The organism is Micromonospora sp. D75 (genome assembly GCF_018070405.1).
GTDB lineage: Bacteria > Actinomycetota > Actinomycetes > Mycobacteriales > Micromonosporaceae > Micromonospora > Micromonospora chalcea.
In genome coordinates this window covers 1-1,149 of record NZ_JAGPXV010001023.1, presented here as the reverse complement: position 1 = coordinate 1,149, position 1,149 = coordinate 1, and the positions used below count along the sequence as shown (strand labels likewise).

Below are 1,149 nucleotides of genomic sequence, written 5' to 3'. Positions count from 1 at the left end.
GCGTCCCCTCGTCATCGACGAGGAGGAGTCGCCGTGAGCACGCTCGTTTCCGCACCGACCCGGCCGTCGGCCCGCACCGCCGGACGGCTCACCGAATGGCGGCCGGAGGACCCGGCGTTCTGGGCCGCCGGGGGCGCCCGGGTCGCCCGGCGCAACCTGTACGTCTCGATCTTCGCCGAGCACGTCGGCTTCTCCGTGTGGAGCCTCTGGTCGGTGACCGTGTTGTTCCTGGGTCCCGAGTACGGCATCGACCCGGCCGGGAAGTTCCTGCTCACCGCCGTACCGGCCGCGCTGGGGGCGGTGCTGCGGCTGCCGTATACGCTGGCGGTGGCCCGCTTCGGCGGCCGGAACTGGACCATCGTGAGCGCGTTGCTGCTGCTCGTGCCGGCGGTGCCGATGGCGGTGCTGATCGAGCCCGGGGTGTCGTACGCCACGCTGATGGTGCTGGCCTGCCTGTCCGGCGTCGGCGGCGGCAACTTCGCCTCCTCGATGGCGAACATCAACCTGTTCTTCCCGGAGCGGCTCAAGGGCCGGGCGCTGGGGCTCAACGCCGGTGGCGGCAACCTGGGCGTACCTGCCGTGCAACTGGTGGGGCTGGCGGTGCTGGCGACGACCGGCGCCGCGTACCCCCGGCTGGTGCCGGCGGTCTACCTGCCGCTGATCGTGCTGGCCGCGCTGGCCGCGGCCCGCTGGCTGGACAACGTTCCGGGGGCGCGCAACGAGCCGGGCGCGCTGCGCGCGGCGGCCCGCGACCCGCACACCTGGGTGATGTCGCTGCTCTACGTGGGCACGTTCGGCTCGTTCATCGGCTTCGGGTTCGCCTTCGGCCAGGTGCTCCAACTCCAGTTCCACGAGCGGTTCCCGACGCCCGTCGACGCCGCCTGGCTGACCTTTCTCGGGCCGCTGATCGGGTCGCTCATCCGGCCGGTGGGCGGCCAGCTCGCCGACCGGCTGGGCGGGGCCCGGGTCACGTTCTGGAACTTCGTGGCCATGGCCGCCGGAGCCGGGCTGGTGCTGTACGCGGCCCGGGAGCGCTCGTTCCCGCTCTACCTGGCCGGGTTCCTGGCGCTGTTCGTCTTCTCCGGCATCGGCAACGGCTCGACGTACAAGATGATCCCGGCGATCTTCCGGGCCCGGGCCGTCGCGGAG

1 protein-coding gene is annotated in these 1,149 nt (G+C 72.6%); it reads left to right on the top strand.

The genetic code is table 11. The annotated features are described in order from the left end of the window. Window positions 1-33: 33 nt before the first annotated feature. The coding region (locus tag KBX39_RS31680; RefSeq protein WP_210874098.1) for an MFS transporter at window positions 34-1,149 on the top strand (1,116 nt) is incomplete at its 3' end.